Here is a 24,409-nt window from a genome sequence, read left to right on the forward strand (position 1 = left end):
GCTGCCGGACTAGAAGGGGACATAATGCTTATCAGGTTGAAAAGGAAGTTCTCTTCTGGCTACGCCTGCGTAATTTTCCCACTTGGATATTTTCCACTTCGTGTGCAGCCTGGCTCTAGAGTGCTCAATCTGGCTGTCTTCATGGTTATCTTGACCGCTGACCTCGCTGCCGTCGTATTCGGAATCGCGCTGTATCCCTACATTGTCGGCCGCCCATAGCTTCTTGCCGGCGATCAGGGAGCGGATACCAAAGTCTAAATGCACGTCTTGCACCGGAAGATTGCGTTCGTCAAATCCGCCGATCGTATCAATTAGCGTCCGATGCAGCATGAATCCGGAGAACTCCAGACGGTCCGTGAAGGAGCCGGTTTTACCCGCCGTGTCAGGCTGCTTTTCCGCCGAGGGCGCCGGCTGCGCCAGGCTTGGGGCAGATAAGGCGTCCGTCGTTGACGCTTTAAGCCCGGCTTGCCGCCCAGCGCCCACGATCCCGATCTCGGGGTTCGATTTAAGCCGCCAGAGCATCCGTGACAGCCAATCCTTCGACACGATCGCATCGTCGGCAAGCAGCACGATATACTCGCCTGAGGCCGCCCTGATCCCTTGGTTGAGTCCCTGAGCCACTCCTCTGCCCGGCCGGTTCACAACGACCCGGACGCCTTCCATGCTTCTCAACTCCGCCAACGCGCGCTCATTTCGGCCGTTGTCTACCATAATCAGTTCATAGGGTTTCGGGGAATACTTCCGAATACTTGCCAGGCAAGCATTCGGGAAGGCCCATTCATCCCGCCGTTGAATAATGATAGACACCAGCTCCGGCGTGTAGGATTTCAAGCGCCAGCGGCTTCGTTTCCCCATCCACAGCTTTACTCCGCTCATCACCCGGAACGATCTAGGTTCTTTTTTTTTTATTTGTTTCATTTGCTTGCTGAAAATTTTTCGCGGCCCTTTGCCGAAGTCGATCGCCACCCTGCCCGTTGATCGTGCAATCAAGGGAGCGAGGATGACGGCATTGACGCCGGCTGAAATGAGCGCCACGTCAAAGTTGGCTTTCATCCGCTTGGCTGTGCGCAACGTCGTCCTGATTTGGCTGTAATGGGAGAAGGAAATGGCGCCCGCAATTTCGATCCGGTAAGGACTCCGTTCAAGCGCTGCTTTGAGTCTGGCGGCTTGTTTCGTAATAATCAGCACTCTCCGGCCTCTCATTACATCCCAAAACTCTTTGCGCCCGGCAAAAAATCGGTTAATGCACGCGTCGCATGTATGTCTCGGCTTTAATTTATAACGTTTAAAGACTCGATTCGTCAATGGACGCTTCATATACTTCGGGGCCGCAATCCGCTTGTCGTTGGGAGGAAGAATACCGACGATCGTGGCCCGCTGCAGGCCTTGAATCATCCGGTTGCGAAGCGCCAGATTGGGGAGCCGCACCCCTTTTTGCCCCTTATTGGCCCGCTTGGCCCAGGGGGTGCTCAGTACCCGCTTGCGGGTCCAGATCGAGCCTTGGGCCATACATAAATTTTCACCGTCCCCGACGCGTACGAGAGACAACGGCTCTTTGCGGTCCAGTGCCCGCTTAATGCGTCTCAGCACCTGATGCCATCTCAAATTAGCCAAAACATTCACTCCCAAGGTTTTCTAGCTTTTAGTTCTACATGTTATGAAGCTCGAATCCGCGATGCTTGTGCTATTGTTCTGCAACAGAAGACTACAGCTGCTTCGAAAAAAGATGGATGAAACTGCTTTGCATTTGTCCACGAATATTTAATATTTTTGCATATTATAGTATATGTTTGTAGACAAGGGGGAACCTGACTTGGCCATTAAATTATTGATTGCCGGACACAATTTCAATTTCATGAAGGAGCTCATTGAAGTGTTCGAAAAGCACTCCACATTTAACATCAAGCTGGATATGTGGCAAAGTCACGATCGACACAATGAGAGACTGAGCCGAGAACTTTTGAATTGGGCAGATGTAATTATTGCTGACTGGTTCCTGGGCAATGCGGTGTGGTATTCCAAAAATAAGAAGCCACATCAAAAGTTAATTGTCAGATTTCGAAGATTTGAACTAACTAAAAAATTTCCAAAGCTAGCGAATGTAAAAAATATTGATAAAGTTATTTGTTCGAGCCGTATTTTTCAAGAGCAATTGGAAAATATGATAGGATTGCCTAAACATAAATCCATGGTCATATACAATCCTGTAAATTTGAATAAGTTCAGCTTAAGCAAAGATCTTGGTTCGGAATATCATATCGGATTGTTAGGGTATAATCGCCAGTTAAAAAGGCTGGACAGGGCTATAACGATCTTTCATAAGCTTCATCAGACTGACAGCAGGTTCAAACTCTACATTAAAGGAAGCCCACCGCAACAGATCCCCTTTATTTGGAAATACGATCATGAAAGAAACTACTTTAATCAAGTTTTTCAGCAAATTAATGCTTTGCCGAATAAACAATCAATTATATTTGAACCGCAGGGAGATAACGTGCATACATGGTTTCGGAAGATAGGGTTTATTCTCTCGCTAAGTGACGTGGAAAGCTTTCATTCTGCCGTTGCTGAAGGAATGTGTTCGGGCAGCTTGCCGATGATTACAGGATGGAAAGGCTCCAAGCTGATCTACCCTAGCGAATTTATAAAAGGAGGCACCCCCCAAATCGTGGAGTCTATTCTTTGCTATACGAGAAACACAGAGTTGTATGCTTCCAAGCAAAAAGAGGTCATCAGCTTCAGTCATAGTCGATTTGCACTTGATATCATATTCAACCAATACGTGAAGACCATCATGCATGTACTTGAGAACCATTAAGCGGAGGGCAGTTGTCCGTGCCGATGTGTACAGTCGCTTGTCTGTTAAATTTAACCAATATTGCCGAAACCACCTCATTAAAAAAAAGCGAACTTAAGCCTCATCTCAAGAAATGCTGGTGCATCCTGATGCTACCTTGCCGCTATGCAAGCAGGCATTTCATAAGTAAAGAAAGGGGCGGCCCCGAGCAAATTCGGCTTGGAGGCGGCCCCTTTGTTTATGAGGGAAGTAAAAAACAACTTGACTGAAGATGAAATCCAGGCTAATATTCAAATCAGTAAATTAGTAATTTAGTAATTTAGTAGATAAGAGAATGGAGGTAATAAAGCCGCTGATCAGCGAACGGCTTTGCACGTGATTAAACATTAAAGAATAAGAGGGAGTAGACATGTTTAGCAATCGTTATGTTCGAACTATTATTTTTTCCCGGGTGCTGTTGCAGTTAGGCATTTGGACCCGGAACTACGCCGTACTCCTTTATGTTACGGATTTGATGAACAATAATCCGGTTTATGTATCTCTGATTTCGGTGGCGGAATTTGCTCCGATCTTTCTATTCGGGCTTATTGGCGGGACATTTGCCGACCGATGGCGGCCAAAGCGCACCATGGTATGGAGCGATGTGTTGTCTGGTTTGTCTGTGGGGGCTGTGCTGCTTGCCGTCATGAATGGCGGATGGGTTGCGCTGCTCATCGGAACATTTGTTTCAGCCAGCCTGTCTCAATTTTCCCAGCCTTCGGCCATGAAGCTGTACAAGCGGCATGTGCCGGCTGAACAACTTCAGAGCGCGATGGCGATGAGCCAAACGCTGGTCGCTGTTTTTATGGTTTTGGGTCCGGTAATCGGCACGTTTATTTTCCTGAAGTTTGGAATTCAAGCCTCCTTGATGCTGACAGCCGTTTTGTTCCTGGGGTCCTCGCTTGTATTAGCGTCGCTTCCCCGTGATCCGGTGGAAGCAAAGTCCGGGAAAGCCGGCGGCTTTATCCAGGAGTTGACGGATGGGCTGCGTTATATCGGGTCGAACAAATCCTTGAGAACACTCAGTTTAACCTTCTCGGCAGTCGGCTTGGCATCCGGGCTGACCCAGCCGCTTCAGATTTTCCTTGTCATCGAAAATTTGGGGCAGGACAAGCAATTTCTGCAGTGGCTGGTGATGGCCAATGGGGCAGCCATGCTGGCAGGCGGAGCTGCGATCGTAGCCGTGGCCCACAAAGTGAAGCCGCAGCTGCTGCTTTTGTCCGGCCTGCTTGTCGCTGCCGTCTGTACAGTTGGACTGGGCGCATCAAACCAAATTTGGCTGACGATTCTTCTATTAGTCATCAGCGGCTTGTTCTATCCTTGTATTCAAGGCGGGATTCAGACGCTGCTTGTGCGGAATACCGAAGGGGCATTTATTGGCCGAGTATCTGGAACGATCATGCCTATTTTTATGGGGATGATGGTGATCGGCATGTTCATCTCCGGTTATCTCAAGGATTTCTTTTCCCTGCCGGGCGTATATTTGGCGAGTGGTGTTTTTGTGATGATCGGCGCGCTTTTGCTGCTCCCTATTGTGGTTCAGAAACGAAGTCAAGCGGAGAGTGGCGCAGCATGAATCCAACCGGATTTGACTGGCGGCAGCATTCAAGCTAAGATGAAACCGTCATTTAGTAAATTAGTAATGAGAACAACGAAATGAGGGAATGAGGATGAAAATACCTACAACGTTAAAACATAAACCTGTCGTTGTGTCGGAAAATTATGAGCAGATTGACGGACGAACGGCCGGCAACACGGACGCGAAAGGTCTTTCCCTGGGACTAGCCCAGTGGAACGATAGAGGCAAGGTCGATATTTCGGCCAAGGTATGGAGATACACGGGTGAAAAATGGTCCAGGCAATCGGAGGAGCTGCCCCTCCATCGTGTGCTTGATTTATCCATTTTAATTTGCCGGTCTCTGGAGCATTTTCGCGAAGCCTATCGTTACGAGGGGTTGTATGACCCGCAAAAACCGGTTATCGACCGGATTGGCTTGCAAGGGGATGCGATGACCGTAGCCATATGTACAGACAATGAGCGAATTAATGAAGATATCAAGCTGTTCAGCCAGGCGCTAAGCGACGATGATGAAATGATTGGCGAGCGCTTGCGCACGTTATCCAAGCTATTGAAGGATATGGGGTATTAATTATGCGCGGCTCCGTGTCCTTCCGGGAGCGGATGTGTATTTAGCGAAAGGGCGCATACGAACACAAATACCCTTCGATGCCTTGTTAAAACAAAGCACGAAGGGTAGAGTTTTCAATCCATTAGGAAGCTTCAGAACAGACGGGCAGCCTCAGGTTCCCGATTGTAATTTAAGCAGATATTTGGCGTAAGCCATCGGATTGTCGTAGGTAGCTTTCCATTCGTCCAGCATGCCGGCTTCACGAAAGCTGTAACGCTGATCCTTTCCATTGCATTCAATAAACAAAGGCAGACCATCGGTTGTGATGCCAACGTCCAATCCAAGATCGGCCATATGCGGCAGCCGGTCTGACAGGTGAGAGGCGATTCGCAGCGAGAAGTCAGAGATATGCCGGATGATGTCCTCCGCTACCCAACTCCCGTATTCCTCCTGCAAAATGCTGGACAAACGAACCGTTTTTCCGCCCTGGGCCACATTTGTGATGAACGATTCCTTCGCCGCGACCTTGGCTACGATTCCAGTCACATGCCACCGTCCGTCCGCTCGTCGCTGCACGGAGATACGCATATCGAAGGGACTTCCCTTGAACGTTGCGAGCGGCAAACGCTGCTGCACGATATGGATCGACCGCTCGACCCGTTCCCGAAGCACGGCAGGCAGCCGGCTTCCCTTCCACTCGACCGTACGCCATTGTTGGCCCTGTGTGCGATGGGGGACCGGGTACGTAAGCTTCCAGCCGGTTTTCGTCCGATCCATGCGCATCACGCCGCGGCCGAGGCCGCTATTATTCGGCTTGATAATCAGCGAGTTAAATCTCTTCATCATCCGTACGATGCCTGCCGCCGATGCGCGCCGGGACGCCGGCAGATGGGGACGCAAGCCGGGATTTTCCCACAGCAGCCGATGAATATACAGCTTCCCGAAGCGGTTGCGGCTATTGAACAGCTGCCGGCCGTCGCGCACCCATGCGGACAAGCGGCGGTAATGGTGCTCGCTCGGATAGAGAGCCCGGTTATGGATCACTCGCGGAATCGGGATTTCCTTCAGCGCATAGCCTTCGTTTTGCTTGACATAAGCCTTGACGGTTTTTTTCCCGGACCTGAGGTCTTCAAGCCGGAAGAAGCAGGGGGAAAACCCGTATTTATTGCCAGCTTCTACGTAATAGTCAATAGCCTCGTATTTCGGATTCCCTAGGGGGATTTTTCGAAACAAGTGCGTGTTTACCAGAATCCCCACGTAAGGAGCTTGCATGGCGCTCCCTCCTCTGACCGGCATAGGTGTACGTTACCTATATGACATATCTTATGTAGAGGGAGGAGGTTGCGGAATGGACAGGTGTCGTAGGCATGTATGGGATTGTTCCGCGTTTAACGCTTCACAAGCCTGGTCCAGCGCAGCAGCAGCCCGCCGTGAACGTAGCCGCCTCCGAAGCCGAACAGCAGCAGCCGTTCACCTTCCCGGAAGCGGCCTTCCCTGACAGCCTCGTCCATAGCAAGTCCAATGGTGGCAGCTGACGTATTGCCATAATGTTCGATCGTATGCAGCGTTCGCTCCAGCGGAAGGCCCGTCTTCTCGCATACCGATTCGATAATGCGCAGGTTGGCGCTGTGGGGGATGAACCAGTCAATGTCGCCGGTAGTCAGTCCCGTGAGGTCCAGCAGCTCGGCAACGCCGTTCGGCACCGTTGAGACCGCAAATTTATACACCTCGCGTCCATTCTGGACAAGCTTGCCGTCACCGCGCAGAGGAGCCCCGTTCAAGCTTGCAGCGGTACACGAGCGGTATAGCTGACGGCCGCCTGTGCCGTCGGCCCCTGCCGTATAGGCCAGAAACGACGGCTCCGCATCCGGATGGCTTGAGCGTTCCAGCAGCACGGCAGCCGCTCCGTCTCCAAACAAAATGCACGTTGTACGGTCGGTATAGTCCGTGATCCGGGACAGCGTGTCTGCGCCGATCACAAGTGCCTTGCGATGCAGTCCGGAAGCGATCATGCCGTTAGCCAGATGCATGCCGTAGACGAACCCTGCGCAGGCGCCGCTTAGATCGAGCGCAAGCGTCTGCGGAATGCCAAAATGCGCTTGCACCAGGCAAGCGGTGGAAGGGAAGGAGAAGTCGGGCGTGCTCGTGCAGACGAGCAGCAGATCCACATCATCCAGCTGCACGCCGTAGCGTTCCTGCATGTTCCGGACCGCTTGAATGGCCAAGCTGCTCGTAAATTCATCCGGTGCGGCGATCCTTCGCTCGCGAATTCCGGTGCGCTGTACGATCCAGTTGTCATCGGTTTCGACCATGCGTTCAAGCTCCGAATTGGTTAGAATACGTTCCGGTACGTAACTGCCAATAGCTGTGAGACGGGATACGTAACGTGCCTCGGCCGTAGAAGGAGCAGACTTGTCAGCAGACATACACACACCTCCATGCGAAAATGTAAATGAACGAGTTTTTTGTGACTAGAATATATGACTTAGGTTTAGTACTAAGTACTAATTTTAGGAGTTACCCGTTACGATGTCAAGAGCGGCGGCGCTGCCAGGCCATTCCGAGGCCGTTGAGCGAACCACAGTTTCGATTGGCGCAACTGGGAAAAGCCCTTATAATGAGACTAACAGGCGATGAGAACCGGAAGGAGCTGGCATTATCACACCGCATAAGCATACGATCGAGCGAGTTTTTCCTTTGCCCCGCCGCAAGGTGTGGGAGCTTCTCAGCCAGACGGACCACTTGAACCGGGTCATCGGCTTGTATCCGATTCGGCGGCGTACGCTCCGGTTTCAGGGCAGCCGTTTTTTTCAAGACCTTGAGGCGCGGGCATTCGGCATCGTCCCGATGCGTTGGCGCGAGCATCCGTTTGAATGGATTACGAACAGGAGCTATGCCGTCGTGCGCGATTATGAGGGCGGCCCGCTGCGTAAGTTTTACGGCGGGATTGAGCTGGAGGACGCCGATGAGCGACTGCCGGACGGCAGTCCGGCCACCTTTGTGCGGCTGTTTGCGGAGTTTACGCCAGCTAACCCGCTCGGATTAGTTGCCATTCCGCTCGTCGGTTTGAGGGCGATGCGCAAGACGATCGACTTTCTGGAGGAAAGCGTCAGGCAGCATGCCGCAGGGGAAGGCCATCTGCTGCCGCAAGCGAGAGCCAGCTTCGAGGTGAAGGGGGCCGAGCTGGACCGCTTGATGAAGGTGCTGCCGGAGGCTTCGTTCGAGCCGCTTCTGCTGGACCGGTTTCGCGAGCATCTGCACAGATCGGATGACGACGGGGTTGTGGATATGAGGCCGTTCCAGCTGGCGGCGTTGTGGGGCACCGACCGGGAAGCGACGCTTCGGTTGTTTTTGCATGCTACGCGGGCCGGCTTGACGAACTTGAGCTGGCAGCTCATTTGTCCGAACTGCCGCGTATCGAAGCTCGGTGCAGGCCGGATGGCGGAGATCGACCCGAGGTTTCATTGCGATTTTTGCGGAATCGAATATACGGCGAATTTCGATAACTATGTGGAGCTTTGTTTTACAGTGCATTCGCAAATTCGCCGGGCGGACAAGCAGGTGTTTTGTGTAGGCGGACCGCTGATTACCCCGCATGTATACGCGCAGCTGGAGCTTGAGCCGGGACAGGCGAAGCAGCTTGTTTATCCGGAGCTAAGCACGCCTTTGCGCATTCGGGCGCTTCGTTCGAACCGGATTGTGCTTCTGACCGGGAGCGGGGAGACGGACGGTCCGTCGCAGCCGCTCGTCTATGGAGAGGACGGCGAGTGGTCGGCGGCTGAGGCGGAGGAGCCGGAGGCTGGGGCGCCGTTTACGATCGTCAACCGCAGCACGGAGCGGATTCACGTTGTGCTGGAGCGCTCCGAATGGAGTACGGATACGGTGACCGCTGCCAAGGTGACGGCGATGCAGGAGTTCCGGACGCTGTTTTCTTCCGAGGTGCTGGCGCCCGGTCAGCAGATCGGGATTGAAAGCGTAACGCTGCTGTTCAGCGATTTGCGCGGCTCGACGGCCTTCTATGAGCAAGTCGGCGATGTGCAGGCGTACAGCCAGGTGCGGCGTCATTTTGAATTTCTGCTCGGTCATATTGAAGCCAACGGCGGAGCGCTGGTGAAGACGATCGGGGATGCGGTGATGGCCGTATTTCAATATCCGGAACATGCAGTTAAAGCGGCGCTTGATATTCAAACCGGCGTTCAGGCGGAGGCGGAGCAGGTGGTGATCAAGCTGGGGCTGTACCATGGACCGGCGATTGCCGTCAATGCCGGCGAGGTGCTGGACTACTTCGGCCGCACGGTGAACCTGGCTGCGCGCGCGCAAGGGTTGAGCCTCGGCGGAGATATTATTATTAGCCGGGAGTGCGCGCGGCGGCCAGGCGTTCGGGAGCTGCTGAATGCGTATCGGCCGGGTCAGGAATTTTTCAGTGAGCAATTAAAGGGCATTGACGGGGAAATCGAGCTGGTGCGATTGATTGTGACCGCTTAGCCTGTCGGCCGCCCGATAACCTACGAACGGGAAAGTGTGTGATGGCGATCCAAAGGTCGATGAGTACGTTAAAATGGTGTACGATTTTGCTCCCGCCGGTTGTAATTGGGGGCTTCGAATATGTGCGCCACGATTTTTTGCTGCACCTGATTTCGATGGAGACGGGCAATTTGTACATGACGCTGCTGACGCTGCTGTTGTCTTATGTATTCGGAAATTGGATGTTTCGCCGCATCGGCGCAATGAACGAAACATTGGCCGCCGAAAAAGCGAAACGCGCGGTGTATGAGGAGCGGGAGCGGCTGGCTGAGGAACTGCATGACAACATTGCGCAGGTGCTGTTTTTTCTCAACGTGCAGTTGACGAAGGGGCAGCTGCACGAAGCGCGCGAGGCGGTATCCGAAATCGACCATCATCTCCGTCAGGCGATTTTTAATTTGCGGACCGCGCCGGAGGAGGGGGCAACCTTCGAAAGCAGGCTGCGTGCCTGGCTGGAGGAATGGAGCGGCTTGACCGGCATACCTGTCGAATCGTCGCTTGCGCTGGACGGCGAACCGATTGCGCCTTCGGCGGAGGTGGCGTTGTTTTCAATCATCCGCGAAGCGTTCACGAATATTCGCAAGCATTCCCAGGCCGATCAGGCTGTGCTGGAGCTGGGCCGGCTGGCGGCTGGCGGAGCCTGGCGGCTGCGGATTGCGGACAACGGCATTGGCTATGATGCGGCGTCCGACGTCTCGGAGAGCCGGTACGGGCTGTCGATTTTGCGTAAGCGGGCGCTGGAGCTGGGGGCGGAGCTGGAGCTGCGCTCTTCGCGCGGAGGCGGCATGGAGCTGCTGCTGACCGGCAGGCTGCAGGAGGGAGGAAAGCTATGAGATACCGTGTGCTGGTAGCCGACGATCATCCGCTTGCCCGCCGCGCGGTTCGCGCGCTGCTGGGCGGCGAGCCGGACTTCGAATGGATCGGCGAAGCGTCCAGCGGCGAGCAGGCGCTTGAGCTATGCCCGGAGCTTCTGCCTGACGTGGTGCTGATGGATATCCGGATGCCGGGGCTTGGCGGGCTGGAGGCGACCCGGCGGATCAAGCAGCTGTATCCGCATATCCGGATCGTCATGCTGACCGTCTCCGACGATGTCGCCGACTTGTTCACCGCCGTTCGGCACGGGGCTCAAGGGTACTTGCTTAAAAACATGAACCCTGAGGACTGGATTCACTACCTGCGCGGCTTGCTGGACGAGAACAGCGAAATATCGCGCGGGATGGCGGACCGGCTGTTCCAGTCTTTCCGCAGCGCGGGAGGGGGCGGGGAGAACGACGTTGCGCCAAGCACGCTGTCACAGCGCGAGCACGAAATTCTCAGCCATGTAGCCGCCGGCCAAAGCAACCGCCAAATTGCCGTTGCGCTGATCATTACCGAAAATACGGTTAAAAATCATATCAAAAACATACTGGGCAAGCTGTCGCTGGATAACCGGGTTCAGCTCACGGCTTATGCGGTACGCCATGGCTTGACACAAAATGTCCAAAAACCGTCGGAAAAATAGCCCAGTCGAGTCATGTCCTCCTGCTGTCGTTTGCGGTACATTAGAAATGGAAATACTGACCGCTGTAGATCAGGAAGGGGCTATTTACGAAAAATGAAGATGATGAAACCTGCTTATGGGACATTTGTGCTTGTCCTGTTTCTGTCGCTGCTGTTGTCTGGAGTAGCAAGCGCTCACGTAACCGTGCAGCCGGCCGAGTCCACACAAGGCAGCTATGAGAAGTTTACCCTTCGCGTGCCGAACGAGAAAACCATTCCGACAATCAAGGTCGAGGTGAAATTCCCGCTGGATTCGGTGACTGTTTCCCGCTTTGAGCCCAAGCCAGGCTGGAAATACGAGCTGACCAAGGAAGGCGATAAAATTTCCGGCGTCATTTGGACTGCAACCGGTGAAGGACTCGGAGCGACCGAGTTCACCGAATTTTATATGCAGGGCAAAGTGGCTGATACCGCGACTGCGATTACCTGGAAAGCCTACCAAACGTATAACGACAATTCGGTCGTGGAGTGGGTAGGCGCAGCCGGCTCGGATAAACCGGCGTCCGTGACGAAGGTCAACCCTAAGTCAGCTGACGCGGCGACGGACAGCCACGGCCATACGGCCGCGGCCCCAGCTGCAGGCGCTAAGGCGGCATCTGAGCCGGCCGCAGCAGCTCCTGCGACTTCAAGCGCATCGTTGTATTTGTCGATTGCGGGCATTGTGCTCGGCTGCGTCGCGCTGTTGATTTCGCTCAGCCGGAGGAAGCAATAATTAACGCTACAGGCATTCGGTTTCCCTAACAGCAGGACCTCAGGCTTTCCCATCTGGAGTGAGCTGCATCCCAAGGGTTGGATTGATCTAACCTTTGAGGAGCGGCTCCGTGGGAGCCGGGGTCCTTTTTGCCGTTTAGCGGCGGCGTTTCATAATTTCACCGGGAAACGGGGATGCTGGAAGAAGAGATGGCTGTCAGGCCATTCGCCAGAATTCAGGACATCAGGAGGAATTTCGGTACATGGTGAATTCGTCGCGTTTGAAAAAACAGCTTGCTGCACTGCTGATCGTACTGCTGCTTAGCTTGTCCATGGCGGGAAGCGTGTTTGCTTTCGGCAAAGGAAGTCAAGGTCCGGACGTTTATGCGGTTCAAGGGATGCTCAAGTCGCTCGGTTATTTGCCGGGCAACATTACCGGCTACTACGGCCCCGAGACGGAAAACGGGGTGAAGCTGTTTCAGAAGGCTTACGGCCTGCCTGTAACAGGCGCTGTCGATGACAAGACTCTGGAGTCGATTTTGTGGGCTTACGCCCAGGCGAAAATTCCGAAGCAGCCGGCTCCTGCGCCGACACCTGCCCCAGCGCCGGAACCGACGCCGGAGCCGAACGTGCCGCAGCCTGCGCCTTCCGGGCTATCGGCTGAGGAGCAGCAGATGCTGGAGCTGGTCAACCAGGCGAGAGCTGCCGCAGGGCTGCCGCCGCTTGCCGCGGATGCTGAATTATCCAAGGTCGCAAGGCTCAAAAGCCAGGATATGGCCGACAAAGGCTACTTCTCCCACCAGTCGCCAACGTACGGCTCGCCGTTCGATATGATGAAGCAATTCGGCATCAGCTACCGGACGGCGGGCGAAAACATCGCCTGCAACCAGGGTGTCCAGGCCGCGCATCAGGCGCTGATGGATTCTCCGGGCCACAGGGCGAATATCCTGAGCCAGGACTACACCCATATCGGCATCGGCATCGTGGATGGAGGCCCATGCGGTAAAATGTTCACCCAGCAATTTATCGGGAAATAAGCGGCCGTCCTCGCAGCAAGCAAGTCCGGGCAAAAAGGCTCTTTTGCCTCGGGCTTGTTTGGTGTACAATGATCGACAAGAACCGACTTATGGCGATCAGGGGGAATCCGGGTGTTGAATTCGAAGCTGTGGAAGGAATTCAAAGAGTTTTCGATGAAGGGAAACATGGTCGATCTGGCCATCGGGGTCATTATTGGCGGGGCCTTCGGCAAAGTGGTCACATCCATCGTTAACGATATCATTATGCCGCCGGTCGGGCTGCTGCTGGGCAAGGTGCCGTTTAAGGAGCTGTTCGTCAGTCTGGACGGCCATTCCTACAAGACGATGGAGGAGGCCAAGGCGGCTGGAGCGGTAACGCTTAATTACGGACAATTTGTCAGTACGCTGATCGACTTTCTCATTATCGCGTTTGTCATCTTTATGGTTGTCAAGCAAATGAACCGTCTGCGCAAAAAAGAAGAGGCCAAGCCAGCGCCGAAGCCGGAGGTTAAGGAATGCCCGGAATGTTTGTCCGAAATTCCGCTCAAGGCGACACGCTGCAAATTTTGTACCGCTGTTGTCGGAGGCCAGTCCCACGGGCAAGCGTAAGCAGGATGCGGAAGCATTGCCCGTGAAAGCCAGTTAAAGCATAAGCCTGTGTCTGGCAAGGGGTTCGCAAGAGCCTGTCCGGATACAGGCCTTTTGGGTTTGGACAGCGTCAGCGCGATGCTTTACCGGGCGCCGTTTGCTGCTGTGATGTTGCCTCGCATTGTCCCGCCTATTTTTGGCCCGGAGCGGCACCAGAGTACAGTGTCCATCATACACTGGATTTGACTGTATCCCTAGACCTTGTATTGATACAAAAACCCGGCAAGGAGGGGTGACACTTTGATGGGCAACGATCACAAAAGCAAGTTTTTGCTGACGAACCGCGAGCGCGAAGTATTTGAATTGCTTGTGCAGGACAAGACAACCAAAGACATTGCGCAGCAGCTATTTATTAGCGAAAAGACCGTTCGCAACCATATCTCCAACGTTATGCAAAAGCTTAACGTAAAGGGACGTTCTCAAGCGGTAGTAGAGCTGATCAAACTTGGGGAACTGACGATTTGAGTGTTTCGCTTGGCAAGACGAACCGATCCAGCCCTCTTTTTACGCTTCTTCCGAAGCGTCGGGAGAGGGTTTTTGGGTTTGTGGGCGGGGTGCAGGTTCGCAACTATATTTCCAAGGAGATGTGGAATGCTAATTTTAGGCATCGCTTGTTTGTGGTACTTATTCGTCGGAGTCTTGGAGCTGATCCTTGCAGTCTGCAATTCTTGCAAGCTCTGGTTTTGGATAGCCAAGCCGACGGGTCTTTTTGGAACACCACCAGCAGGAACAATGAATCTTTCCTTTGGCGAAGATGCCGTCATATTTGACGAACCATCCCCACTGATTGGCTAATCGTTTTTTACGTTGAATGACCCGCTTCCTGTGATGTCGAATACTGGCTCGACTGCGATTACTTCTAAAAGGCTTCATTACCGTCACGCTCCCTCGGGAAAAGGCTCGGCCCGCAGGAAGTTCAAGGGTATAGCTTCTAGCCCAATTGGACAGCTTCAATCTTCAAAAGAGGGATGACCTGTTCATAACAGATTTCACTTGTTCCGCCAATCCCATACATTCGTTTCGCTTTTCCATGAATGAAATCAATATAGATGCCAATATGGGTAAGTAAATCCGTATCAAATATGGTCGCGGCACATCCTGTATCGAATAATACATTCGAAAGTTGAATGGTCTGGTCGTTATGAATTAAAGTTAAGGAGACAATTGGCAATCCATTGTGGAGATGTATGTTCATGTGTGTTGCCGCACACCTGAGAATATTTCTTCCACGACCTCAACATCGGTTCGGCTAGTATGGAATACGTATAGTTCTCGTGACGGGTATAACTTGTGAAAGTGCTTGTATCCGCTCCAGGCTTCTTGCGGATTATCGTAATTTTGAATAACGGTCATGTCCTCAAGATGGCGTAACTGATTGCTTGACTTGGCTTTTAATGCTTCCACCAATACAAAGCAGCTCGGGTGTTGTTCCATAATTTGTTCCCATTTCATCAGCCTCACCTCGCTTGGTCATTTGATTTTATTATAGCATAAACGTTGGAAGAACAATGAGTAGCGGCGTTTTAACATATTTTCAGATGGACGATGAAAGCAAGTAAGGCCCCGCCCCCCTTGAACCCACCCCGTATTTCCATTACACTAAATGAATGATAATTATTCTCAACAAAATGGCACAGCAGCAGGCTACACAAGGAAAGGGGACCTGCCTATGAGCAATTCGTTTAATCTGGATGAGCATGTTCGCTTGTGGACGTACGCTTCGCAGACGATCCTGGATGTCCGGAAGGCACGCCTGCAGCAGGACGAGCGGTTGCAAGCGTACCGTGTGCCGGCCAGCGTGTTTTTGGTGGTGATTCGAGGGGCGGCGGAGGTGACGCTTGACGGTCTTATCTATTCAGCCGAGAAGTTTCATATTATGCATGCAGGCAAGGGAGCCTTTCTGGAAATCAAGGTAACGGCGGAGCCGTTTGACTATTATATGTTGTTTTACAAAGCGGTGTTGCCGCCGCTGCGTGTGCCGGAGCTTCAACGGATGCTGGAGCGGTGCAACCCGTTCCAAAGTCAATATGGCTTCGCCCCGCAGCATCCGCTGTCGCTGGCTCGTCAGCTCGGCTTGCTGGAGCGCGATTGGCAGCGGTCGGGCAGTCTGGAGCGGCTGCATGCCAAGTCGTTGTTTCACCAGTTCGTCTATGAGCTGATGCGTCAGCTGGCTGATCAGGGCGTGCCGATGCTGAAGGCGGATTTGGCGGCGCAGGCGGTCCGGTATGTGGAGGAGCATTACGCGGAGCAGGTGACGCTAGAAGGCTTGGCCGAGCTGCTGGATTGCAGCCCCCGCCATTTATCGCGGTTGTTCAAGAGTCGCACCGGCTGCAGCCCGATTGATTACGTCATTCGGCAGCGCGTCAACCGGGCCAAGGAGCTGCTGCGGGATACAGATGCTTCGCTGCATCAGGTAGCGATCGAGGTTGGTTTTCAGGACCGTTATTATTTTAGCCGCATGTTTAAGAAGCTGACTGGCGTTACGCCCGTTGTTTACAAGCAGCAGGCGGAACTCACAACTCGTCCATATCGTTCATTAGCGGTGTCTGCATCGTCCATTGCTGCGCGGAGATTGCGCCCCTATACTAAATACGGTGATGATAATCATTATCAACAATTGCGTGAAGGGGTAAATACAATGAATCGCCAAACGAAACGATTGACCGTGATCTCTTTGCTGCTGAGCTTCGCCTTGCTGCTGAGCGCCTGCGGCTCCAGTCCGAATGCTGTTCCAGGCGCACCGGCCGTCGATCAAAAAACGGAGACCGCAGCAGCCGAGCGGGTACTCAAGGACAGTCTGGGCAATGAAGTGAAGGTACCGGCCAAGCCGCAGCGCATTATCGGCTCTTATTTGGAGGATCATCTCGTGGCGCTCGGCATCAAGCCGGTGGCCCAATGGTCGGTCAAGCAGACCAATGTTCAGTTTTATTTGCAGGATGCGTTGAAGGATGTCCCGACCATCCCATCGGATCTGCCGCTTGAGGTCGTCACCAGCTTTCAGCCCGACCTGTTGCTGATTGATTCCGCAGAGACGGTGGCTGGGGACAAATATGCCCAGTATGCGAAAATCGCCCCGACGTATACGGTTGGAATGGACAAAAATAATGACTGGCGCCAGGAGCTGCTGGAGATCGGCAAAGTGCTGAATAAGTCTGCGGAAGCGCAGCAGGCGCTGGACGCGTACGAAGCAAAGGTGAAGGCGGCCAAGGCCAAGCTGCAGCAAACGATTGGAACCAAGTCAGCGGTTGCGATCTGGCACAGCAAGAAAAATTTCTATGTCGTCAATGAAAAAATGTCCAGCGGCGACGTATTGTACAAGGACCTGGGCTTCAGCGTGCCGGCGGCGGTGAAGGAAGCTTCCGCATCGAGCAAAAACAACTGGATTTCGATTTCACTGGAAAAGCTCGCGGAGATGGATGTCGATTACATGTTTCTCGTAAACAGCAATGGGAAGGATGCCTCCGAGGAGCTGCAAAGACCGTTGTGGAAAAGCATTCCTGCGGTCAGCAAAGGGCAGATTTATGAATTCGGTCTGGAAAAAAGCTGGCTGTACTCCGGAACCATTGCCAACACGATGATGATTGATGATGTTTTGCAGAAGGTGATCAAGTAAGCAGGCTCGCGCACACCGAGCGTTTTCACGAGCCAGCTGTGCTGCAACAAGCCGCGGCCGATTTGACGCAGCTTATACAATTGGTCTGGCCGAGGCCAAAATACCAGCGCAACCAGCCGTCCGGATTTTCGGACGGCTGGTTGCTGTTGCCAGCGGGAGAAGCCGCAGCAGGACACGCAAGCCTCGCGGCTATGCCGCTTGCGCCGTCACGCCATTGAGCGCTCAATGGCTGCCGCGCCAGAAGGCTTGCTCCCCTACTCAAGCCTTCGCTTCGCGATGATGCCCAGGCCCGCCGATTCCACCTGGCTCAGGCCCGGGTCCGCCGGGTCCTGGCCCTCCCGGTCCAGGGCCATACCACGGTCCGTGTCCGTGCCAGCTGCCCCAGCCTGCCGGAAACGGAACAGGCACGTGATAAAAGGGCATAACGATACGGATATGGATACGATGCATGTGGAGTGCGTGGTGGGGATATGTCGAGTCGATACCTAGAAGTCTATAGTTATCAGTACTCGGCGAAGTATTTCTCCTTTGCACTGAATGAGAGCGACTATAAAAATAAGGTGCTGCGAAATACGATTAAAGTTTCGGTTGTTCTGGATTTGAAATGGGTAGATATGACGAGCGATTTTTAGCTTTCTTGTAGTGCTCAATCCGGGGAGCGACAGTGTTTCTTGTAGGCTGCATACGATGCTCCAGGCGATGCGTCCCAGTGTGCGGAAGCTGTCTGCAACGGGCTGCTCAAAGCGATTTGTCCGTCAAGTGGTGAAACACGCGCGTAGTTAGCTCCGTTTCTTGTTTCCACTCGGCTATAAAATCATTCATTTGGGCCTACATGTTTGCTCCTTTCAAATGGTCAATTTCGTTCACTTGCTGCAGCCAACGTTGCAATTCCTGTCCGATTGCGTGTGGATTTTCCTCAGCCAGATGGTGGAAGCCGTTGCCGATATCGAACAGGCTCAGGTTGAGCAAATGCTTCCGGCACCATGCGAGCTGCGGTTCACGTACCGTGCAGCCGGGGGTTGCGTAGAACAGCAACTTCGGGATTGGAGAAGAAGTAAACCACGCATTGCGTGCATTCACAGCCTCCACGACTTCGGTTGGTTGGCCTTCAATCGGAATTTGGTTAGGGAACACCCACATCGGTTTCCTGTCCTCCGGCTTGAGAAAGGGCTCCCGGTAGCGCTCATGCTCCTCCGGGCTGATCGGCCGGTTAATGATCGTATTTGTCATGCCTTCAATGAACACGCTGTTGTCTCGCATGTACGGCCACCCTTCCTCTGGATCTCGCAGTTTCCGAAACAAGGAATGGGCTTCTGGCGGTGAGAAGTCGGACCAGGCTGCATTCGGATACAACGCTTGCGGTTCGAGCAGAGCAACGGCTTTGACCTTATCCGGATGATTCATCGCGTATTGCAAGCCGATAGCCGAACCCCAGTCATGAGCAACCAGCGTAATATTGTCGAGCTCCAGTTGTTCGATGAAGCGGGTCACATAATCGACATGCTCTAGATAGGTGTAACCGATATCCGGTTTACTGGAGTGGCCCATCCCGATCAGATCGACCGCAACGCAGCGGTGGGAGGTTTGAGCGTAAGGAATGATATTGCGGAACGTGTAGGTCCAGGTGGGATTGCCGTGAAGGAACACGATCGGGTCGCCGTTTCCAACATCAATATAATGCAGTTGGCCCTTGTTTACCGTCATATAGTGCGATTCAAACGGAAACTTTTTGCCTATAGGCAACGTTTCGGGATGGGACATGGTTGAAGCAACTCCTTTGTTTGAGGTTCGATTGACAACTAAAGTGTATCATTCCCCTCGAACCGCTCATTGTAAAAATGCGACAACCTTGTTCAGCATAACAAGAAGCCTGTCCGCTGCAGCGGAGGGCACGTGTTTGTCTAAGAATTCAATAATACAAGTGTTCGCCGGAGCTGGAGGATGTTTCATTCCCATGGAAGAATCGCTTCAATTCGGGTTGAACCTCTCTGTGGAAAAATTGCTCGGGACTTACTCCGGCGAACGACTTAAAGTCTTTGGCCAAATGAGCATGGTCCGTGTAACCGCAAGCGTGAACGATATCCAGATAATCGCAGCCAGCGTTGCGCAGCCGAATCGTTTGCTGGAAACGGACAACGCCCGCGAATTGTTTGGGAGACGCGCCAATCAAGGCATTGAAGCGGCGTTCCAGCGTGCGTTTGCTCACATAAAGCTGCGCGGCCAACCGCTCAATCGACATCGCGCCGCGCCGCTGCAGGATCGCATGTGCTGCCGCCTGAACCAATTGCTCGTCCTCCTGATGCCGCAGCGCTGACAGCAAAAATTGCTGCACGATGGCAATCCGTTCACCCGCGTCGGACGAAGCGGCCAACTTCTCTTCCATCTCCCTGACGCTTTGCCGGGGGAAAACAAGCTCCAGCGGCACATCCGCATTCTGAAATTCGTGAAGCGGATACCGGGTAAACCGGGACAAGCCTCCGGGCTTGAACGATATGATAACGGTCCCTATTGCGCCAGTGCCGATGTATTCCTTTACTTTAGCATGTAGGCCAGTGATACCGCTGGATCCCAAGGGGACAGCCTGTTGATTCTCCAGTAATTTCATCGGCTCTCCGTACTGTATGCCGATGATCGTCATCGTGCTGGGCAATACTTTGACCGGATTCCGATTGGAAAAATTCACCGCATTCCAATCCTCTTGTACCAAAATGCCTTCGATATAGGGCTGCAAAATGAGTGAAGGGGTAAATTTTTGAATAAGCATGAAGTACTCCTTTCATGGCGATCCCAATCTCCATTATATCCTAATCGTTCAAAGCGTACATGAAGAGGCGATTCCCATATCGTCAGCGACTCATTCATGCTCGAATCTTGCAGCCTTTTAAGGTCTGGAAAAAGGATATGAGTCATATTTTGTCGAACAAAGCTATACACGATAGATTATTGGGTGTGGATATGAAGACGGTGCGGGAAACGGGTACAATGGGAAAACAATTGACGGTACTGATCGGCATGCTTGTTGTTTTTATCGTCGTTACATCACTATTTATCTATGGATGGCTAAATCCTACGTTTCAGTACCCGGAAGCACGCGGAGGAGTGCTGGACGCCAGACAATGGAATTTTGCAAAGCAAGGGATTGTGCCGTTGCGGGGAGAGTGGGAATTTTATGAGAACAAGCTGCTGACTCCGCAAGATTTTCACGCCAGTGGCAGGTCACTGGAAACGGAGCGCCGAATCGTTCATGTTCCTGGAGGTTGGGGGAGTGTCGTTTCTTCCGGCAGCGGGTATGGTGCGGGTACGTACCGTCTGCGAATAGCGGTTGGCGATCTGGATTTTTATAGCCTTAGAGGCAAAAAGATTCGCATGTCCAGCCACATCTATATGGATGGCTCGGATCTCGGCGGTACCGGAAAACCGGATTTGTCGGCAGATCGTTTCGTGCCTAGCAACCTTCCGTTTTTCGGTACGATCAAAGCGGAAACCGACACCATTGATATCATCGTTCAGATAGCCAGCTACCGCTATCTAAAAGGCGGATTGGTTCAAGCACCGGAATTCGGCTTAACAGATGATGTATTGGCCAGGCGCGATAATGCCCGTCTGGCGGATATGATTGTCATCACCACGATGCTGGTATTCGGGATTTATTTCGCAGGTACGTTCAAGCAATGGGGGAAGGAGCCCTATCTCGCCTTTTTCAGCTTGTTCTGTTTGTCATTAGGGTTGTTTTTCAGCATGGATAATGAAATCGTCATGGCAACCCTGTTCCCGTCGATGTCCTTCCTATTCTTGCAGAAAATGCTTTTTATCCTTACGTTTCCGTCTTCTCGTTTACTCTCTATGTCTATTTGTACCTGGATCTTAAGGGAAGCGTGGAAGTTAAGTGGCTGAGATGGGTCTCTTATGTATATCTGATCTCATTGGTCGGGATGCCGAACGTATTTTTGGTCGATATTCTTTGGCTCGGGATCGTTCTGCAAATCGTTGCTTTCGCTTTCATGATTCGTTGGATTTTCCGTTATCGGAATGGCGGGGTTCAAGTTTACTATATTTTTCTCGGTTTATTTTTCCTTGTCATTAGTTGGGTGTATGCCCAGACACGCTATCAGCTGGCGCTAGATAACCCGTATTACATGATCGTAACGCCGCTGCTTCTCGTTCTATCGCAATCGTTCCTCATGTCGGACCGGGTTCGCGAGGCGTTCTTGCGAAACGAGCGATTGGCCGAACAACTAATTGCGTACGATCGTCAAAAAGACGAGTTTCTCATCCATACGTCCCACGAGTTCAAGACGCCGCTGCACGGGATTATCAATCTGGCTCAAGTGGTTATCGACCAGAGCAGCGAAGAGATGACGCAGAGGCATCGTGAGAATCTGATCTATATCATTGGCCAGGCGACCCGCTTGTCCACGCTGGTTAACGATATTATCGATTTTCAGAGCTTGCAGCGCGGAAGCCTGACGTTTCACAATCGGTTCTTCGATGTCAGCGGCACGGTGCAGGCTACACTCGAAGTGCTGAAATTTTTACGCAGGAATGATCGGGTGCGGCTGGTCAATCAGGTGCCTCCGGGAACCTTTTATCTGTTCACCGACGAAAACCGTCTGAAGCAAATTCTCGTGAACCTGGTCGGCAATGCGTTGAAATTTACGGAACAGGGAAGCGTGGCGGTGGCCGCAGAGTCGCGAGAAGGCTGGCTGTGTCTGACATTTGCGGACACGGGAGCCGGGATGAGCGAGGAGCGGCGACGCGGGCTTTTCAAAGTTGATTTGCACGAAGGTGGCGGAGAACCTGCGGTTTCGGCGTTTCAATCTTCCGGTCTCGGTCTGAACATATCGAAGGCGCTTGCGTTGCAAATGGGCGGTGATCTGGAGCTGAGCTGGTCGGAGCAGGGAAAAGGTTCCGTGTTCGAACTGCGGCTGCCGGAGGCGACGGCAATGCAGAGGCGGCTTGGGGCCGCCCAGACGGAAACCGCTGTCGCTCCGGAGCCGCAGCCGTTGCCCGGCGCAAGCTCGCTGACGCCGGAGGAAACATCGCCGTATGCGGCGGAGCGAACCGGCGAGGTGAAGCTATTGCTGGTAGATGACGACCCCACCAACATTAAGGTGCTGCAGGAGTTGTTTGCGCACAGCCGCTATCAGGTTTTCGTGGCGTATAATGGAGCGGACGCACTCAAGCTAATCAAGCAGTATCGCGGTGCTCTGTCGCTTGTTCTGCTTGACGTGATGATGCCGGAGCTCTCCGGGTATGAAGTGTGCAGGCGTATTCGGGAGGAAAGCCCGCTCTACAAGCTGCCTGTGTTGCTGCTGACGGTACGCAGCTCGCCGGCCGACATCGCGATGGGCCTTGAGGCGGGAGCCAACGATTTTATGGTGAAGCCGTTCAACGGCAAGGAACTGCTGGCCCGGGTGGAAACGCTGCTGCAACTGAGAGAAGCAGTTGAGCAGGCCCTTCGCATGGAGACGCTGTTTCTGCAATCGCAGATCAAGCCGCATTTTGTCTACAATGCCTTGAGCGGCATTATCTCGTTATGCTACAGCGACGGCGCGCGGGCAGGCAAGCTGCTTGGCGAATTCAGCAACTATTTGCGGCTTAGCTTTGATCTTGATCCTCGTCATGCCAAGGTTAGTTTGAAGCGGGAGTTGTCTCTAACCAAATCCTACATTGAGCTGGAGCAGGCCCGTTTTGGCGAACGCCTGAATGTGAAATGGGATGTGGAGGCTTCAATGGAGACGTTGATTCCGGTGTTGATCCTGCAGCCATTGGTCGAAAATGCGATTCGCCACGGCATCATGAAACGATTGTCGGGAGGCACAGTGGTCATTCAGGCGAAGCTGGAATCGCAGGGCTTGCGGATCACGGTTCAGGACGATGGGGTCGGCATGACCGAGGAGCAGTTGGATCGAATTTTTAAGCGGGAGCGGCTTGAGGGAAGCATCGGACTGATCAACGTACATAAGCGGCTGATAAATGAATTCGGACAAGGCTTGCGGATTGAGAGCTTGCAGGACAAGGGCACAACCGTCGCCTTCCTGATTCCTTCCCGCACGAGAGTAGCCGAACCCTGACAGAGAGGTGGGCAAAGCAGGATAAGATGAGAGCCATTGTCGTAGACGACGAGCAGTTGGTTGCAGAGCAAATCGACAGAATGTTGGTCAATGCCGGAGTGAAGGTTCTGGGCCGCTGCGTGAATCCTCACGAGGCGCTCGGTATGGCGAAAGCGCTGGAGCCCGATGTGCTGTTTCTTGATATCGAAATGCCGGAGTTGAACGGACTGGAGATTGCGGAGCAGGTATATGCGGACAAGCTCGACATGGAGATCGTGTTCATTACCGCTTACAATCAATACGCGGTTGACGCGTTCCGGGTGAATGCGCTCGACTATTTGCTGAAGCCGGTGATGGAAGAGGATTTGCAGCGTTCGCTGGAACGCGTCGGCAAAAGACGGCAGCATCGCGGGGACGTCGTGGGCAGCAACGGCGGACAACGGGCGGTTGTCGCCACGCTGTTCGGCAAGTTCGCGCTGCATTTGGATGCTGGCCTGGAGCCTGTTCGCTGGGTTACATCCAAGTGCGCGGAGTTGTTCGCTTATATGCTGCTGCAGCCCTTGGAGAAGGAGGTCAGCAAGTGGGAACTGTCCGAGGCGCTTTGGCCGGCCCAGAATGCGGAGAAGGCAGGCATCAACCTTCGAAGCACGGTTAGCAGAATTAACAAAACGTTAAGAGACTGCGGCTCGGTGATTGCGCTGGCTTCTGTCAGGAATGGCTACAGGCTAGTCTTGTCCAATGATGCGCCAATTGTGGACGCGGTGGAATTGGAATTTTTCGCGCTGCACGCCTCGGAGCCGGATCCGAGTAATTTGGCTCAGGTCGAGCAGCTCGTTCACCGCTGCAGCCGACCGTTCCTGCAAGAGTTCGACAGCGCCTGGTGTGAGCCTTACCGCAAGCAGTATCGCCAGTATTTCCTGCATCTAGGGAAGAAGCTGCTCTTGTATTACGAGAAAGCCGATACGGAGCCGCTCAAGGCGCTGCAGCTGGCCGATCTGATGATCAAACACGACCCTTACGACGAATCGCTGCGGGAAGCAGCGCTGAAGCTGCACCATCACATCGGCGGTTCCCAGCGCGCGTTCGCCTACTATGATGCATACGCCGAGTTGATCCATACCGAGCTAGGGGTGTTGCCGGGGGACCCGCTGACCGCATTGCTTCGCACCTTAACAAGTTGAACTGTTTTGCATGAAGGAGCCTGTTCTCTGAAACGGGTTCCTTTTTTGTTTTGCAACAATTTTGCAACATCGCTCTGGCTATAATGGAGTGGCTATGTCCGTAGCGGCGGATGCCGGTCCTGGCGCTTATACCATCACAGCAAAGTTAGCGATGAACAGTGGCTAAATAAGGAACGGAGA

21 protein-coding genes are annotated in these 24,409 nt (G+C 53.2%); 14 read left to right on the forward strand and 7 right to left on the reverse strand.

Annotated elements, in window-relative coordinates:
• Nucleotides 1–9 precede the first annotated feature (9 nt).
• Nucleotides 10–1,614 carry a GT-D fold domain-containing glycosyltransferase gene (locus AC6ROY_RS12955; protein ID WP_500100916.1) on the reverse strand — a complete coding sequence of 535 codons (1,605 nt, stop codon included), beginning with the start codon at nt 1,612–1,614 and terminating at the stop codon, nt 10–12.
• A 199-nt stretch (nt 1,615–1,813) separates the two neighbouring features.
• Between AC6ROY_RS12955 and AC6ROY_RS12960 the strand changes: the two genes are divergently transcribed.
• From AC6ROY_RS12960 to AC6ROY_RS12970, 3 genes are all read left to right on the forward strand, one after another.
• Complete coding sequence (locus tag AC6ROY_RS12960) at nt 1,814–2,818, forward strand: glycosyltransferase family protein (protein WP_500100917.1); 1,005 nt, start codon at nt 1,814–1,816, stop codon at nt 2,816–2,818.
• 388 nt (nt 2,819–3,206) lie between these two features.
• Nucleotides 3,207–4,412 carry an MFS transporter gene (locus AC6ROY_RS12965; RefSeq protein WP_500100918.1) on the forward strand — a complete coding sequence of 402 codons (1,206 nt, stop codon included), beginning with the start codon at nt 3,207–3,209 and terminating at the stop codon, nt 4,410–4,412.
• 94 nt (nt 4,413–4,506) lie between these two features.
• Complete coding sequence (locus AC6ROY_RS12970) at nt 4,507–4,986, forward strand: DUF6530 family protein (protein WP_500100919.1); 480 nt, start codon at nt 4,507–4,509, stop codon at nt 4,984–4,986.
• A gap of 150 nt (nt 4,987–5,136) precedes the next feature.
• On the opposite strand, the gene AC6ROY_RS12975 is transcribed toward AC6ROY_RS12970, so the two are convergent.
• Nucleotides 5,137–6,237, reverse strand: a complete 1,101-nt coding sequence (locus AC6ROY_RS12975) for a YheC/YheD family endospore coat-associated protein (RefSeq protein WP_500100920.1) — start codon at nt 6,235–6,237, stop codon at nt 5,137–5,139.
• 116 nt (nt 6,238–6,353) lie between these two features.
• Complete coding sequence (locus tag AC6ROY_RS12980) at nt 6,354–7,391, reverse strand: ketoacyl-ACP synthase III (protein WP_500100921.1); 1,038 nt, start codon at nt 7,389–7,391, stop codon at nt 6,354–6,356.
• A 271-nt stretch (nt 7,392–7,662) separates the two neighbouring features.
• On the opposite strand from AC6ROY_RS12980, the gene AC6ROY_RS12985 reads away from it, so the two are divergent.
• The 7 genes from AC6ROY_RS12985 (at nt 7,663) to AC6ROY_RS13015 (ending at nt 13,847) form a co-directional block, all read left to right on the forward strand.
• Nucleotides 7,663–9,450: an adenylate/guanylate cyclase domain-containing protein gene (locus tag AC6ROY_RS12985; RefSeq protein ID WP_500100922.1), complete on the forward strand. Its 1,788-nt coding sequence runs from the start codon at nt 7,663–7,665 to the stop codon at nt 9,448–9,450.
• A 59-nt stretch (nt 9,451–9,509) separates the two neighbouring features.
• Nucleotides 9,510–10,322, forward strand: coding sequence for a sensor histidine kinase (locus tag AC6ROY_RS12990; RefSeq protein ID WP_500100923.1), 813 nt, complete (start codon nt 9,510–9,512; stop codon nt 10,320–10,322).
• Complete coding sequence (locus tag AC6ROY_RS12995; RefSeq protein WP_500100924.1) at nt 10,319–10,990, forward strand: response regulator; 672 nt, start codon at nt 10,319–10,321, stop codon at nt 10,988–10,990. The genes AC6ROY_RS12990 and AC6ROY_RS12995 overlap by 4 nt, the downstream gene beginning before the upstream one ends.
• A gap of 102 nt (nt 10,991–11,092) precedes the next feature.
• On the forward strand, nt 11,093–11,740 hold the full coding sequence (locus AC6ROY_RS13000) for a YcnI family copper-binding membrane protein (protein WP_500101070.1): 648 nt from the start codon (nt 11,093–11,095) through the stop codon (nt 11,738–11,740).
• Between the two features lie 241 nt (nt 11,741–11,981).
• Entirely contained in the window at nt 11,982–12,755 is a 774-nt protein-coding gene (locus AC6ROY_RS13005; protein ID WP_500100925.1) for a CAP domain-containing protein, read from the forward strand.
• Nucleotides 12,756–12,881: 126 nt separating this feature from the next.
• The gene (mscL, locus tag AC6ROY_RS13010) at nt 12,882–13,343 is read left to right on the forward strand and encodes a large conductance mechanosensitive channel protein MscL (RefSeq protein ID WP_500101071.1); all 462 of its coding nucleotides are present in this window, start codon (nt 12,882–12,884) and stop codon (nt 13,341–13,343) included.
• A 279-nt stretch (nt 13,344–13,622) separates the two neighbouring features.
• Nucleotides 13,623–13,847, forward strand: a complete 225-nt coding sequence (locus tag AC6ROY_RS13015; protein WP_341418418.1) for a helix-turn-helix domain-containing protein — start codon at nt 13,623–13,625, stop codon at nt 13,845–13,847.
• 466 nt (nt 13,848–14,313) lie between these two features.
• On the opposite strand, the gene AC6ROY_RS13020 is transcribed toward AC6ROY_RS13015, so the two are convergent.
• Both AC6ROY_RS13020 and AC6ROY_RS13025 read right to left on the reverse strand, forming a co-directional pair.
• Nucleotides 14,314–14,577 carry a hypothetical protein gene (locus tag AC6ROY_RS13020; RefSeq protein WP_500100926.1) on the reverse strand — a complete coding sequence of 88 codons (264 nt, stop codon included), beginning with the start codon at nt 14,575–14,577 and terminating at the stop codon, nt 14,314–14,316.
• On the reverse strand, nt 14,574–14,834 hold the full coding sequence (locus AC6ROY_RS13025; RefSeq protein WP_500100927.1) for a hypothetical protein: 261 nt from the start codon (nt 14,832–14,834) through the stop codon (nt 14,574–14,576). Before AC6ROY_RS13025 ends, AC6ROY_RS13020 begins: the two co-directional genes overlap by 4 nt.
• A gap of 217 nt (nt 14,835–15,051) precedes the next feature.
• Here AC6ROY_RS13025 and AC6ROY_RS13030 point away from each other — a divergent pair, with 217 nt between their 5' ends.
• Nucleotides 15,052–16,995 (forward strand): ABC transporter substrate-binding protein, encoded by a 1,944-nt coding sequence (locus tag AC6ROY_RS13030; protein ID WP_500100929.1) that lies wholly within the window; start codon nt 15,052–15,054, stop codon nt 16,993–16,995.
• A gap of 828 nt (nt 16,996–17,823) precedes the next feature.
• On the opposite strand, the gene AC6ROY_RS13035 is transcribed toward AC6ROY_RS13030, so the two are convergent.
• Nucleotides 17,824–18,756 (reverse strand): haloalkane dehalogenase, encoded by a 933-nt coding sequence (locus AC6ROY_RS13035; protein ID WP_500100931.1) that lies wholly within the window; start codon nt 18,754–18,756, stop codon nt 17,824–17,826.
• Nucleotides 18,757–18,904: 148 nt separating this feature from the next.
• On the reverse strand, nt 18,905–19,759 hold the full coding sequence (locus tag AC6ROY_RS13040; protein WP_500100932.1) for a helix-turn-helix domain-containing protein: 855 nt from the start codon (nt 19,757–19,759) through the stop codon (nt 18,905–18,907).
• A gap of 218 nt (nt 19,760–19,977) precedes the next feature.
• Between AC6ROY_RS13040 and AC6ROY_RS13045 the strand changes: the two genes are divergently transcribed.
• Genes AC6ROY_RS13045 through AC6ROY_RS13055 form a run of 3 tightly spaced genes read left to right on the forward strand, consistent with a single transcriptional unit; the run spans nt 19,978 to nt 24,229 of the window.
• Nucleotides 19,978–20,889 carry a hypothetical protein gene (locus AC6ROY_RS13045; protein ID WP_500100933.1) on the forward strand — a complete coding sequence of 304 codons (912 nt, stop codon included), beginning with the start codon at nt 19,978–19,980 and terminating at the stop codon, nt 20,887–20,889.
• A complete protein-coding gene (locus AC6ROY_RS13050) occupies nt 20,871–23,069 on the forward strand; it encodes an ATP-binding protein (protein ID WP_500100934.1) in 2,199 nt (732 codons plus the stop codon). The genes AC6ROY_RS13045 and AC6ROY_RS13050 overlap by 19 nt, the downstream gene beginning before the upstream one ends.
• Before the next feature lie 26 nt (nt 23,070–23,095).
• Nucleotides 23,096–24,229: a response regulator gene (locus tag AC6ROY_RS13055; protein ID WP_500100935.1), complete on the forward strand. Its 1,134-nt coding sequence runs from the start codon at nt 23,096–23,098 to the stop codon at nt 24,227–24,229.
• Nucleotides 24,230–24,409: the final 180 nt, after the last annotated feature.

This window comes from Paenibacillus sp. sg306046 (assembly GCF_059821225.1).